This window comes from Halomonas sp. ND22Bw, from assembly GCF_003011945.1.
Lineage (GTDB): Bacteria > Pseudomonadota > Gammaproteobacteria > Pseudomonadales > Halomonadaceae > Halomonas > Halomonas halophila.
The window spans coordinates 1-230 of record NZ_PXWD01001920.1 but is presented as its reverse complement, the minus strand read 5'-3'; the positions used below and the strand labels follow the sequence as shown (position 1 = coordinate 230).

The 230-nt window shown below is 60.9% G+C and carries 1 protein-coding gene; it reads left to right on the top strand.

What is annotated here, in order from left to right:
• Nucleotides 1-48 precede the first annotated feature (48 nt).
• Nucleotides 49-230: ParA family protein (locus CVH10_RS24970; RefSeq protein WP_146143439.1), on the top strand; the 182-nt coding region annotated here is incomplete at its 3' end.

The following is a 230-nucleotide window of genomic DNA, read 5'->3' as shown; positions in this document are numbered from 1 at the left end:
CGCGGCTACGACCACTGGAACAACAATTCGGATCGAGGCTGGTAAGGCGTGAAGACTATCGCCATCAATGTCGAGAAGGGCGGCGCCGGCAAGACGATGATCGCCTGCCATGTGGCATGGCATCTTGCCGATGCCGGCCATCGCGTGCTGTTCCTCGATCTCGATCGCCAGTGCAATGCCACCGATGCGCTCGCCGACTTCGAGAGCCTTGGCACCTGCAAGCCGCTGTT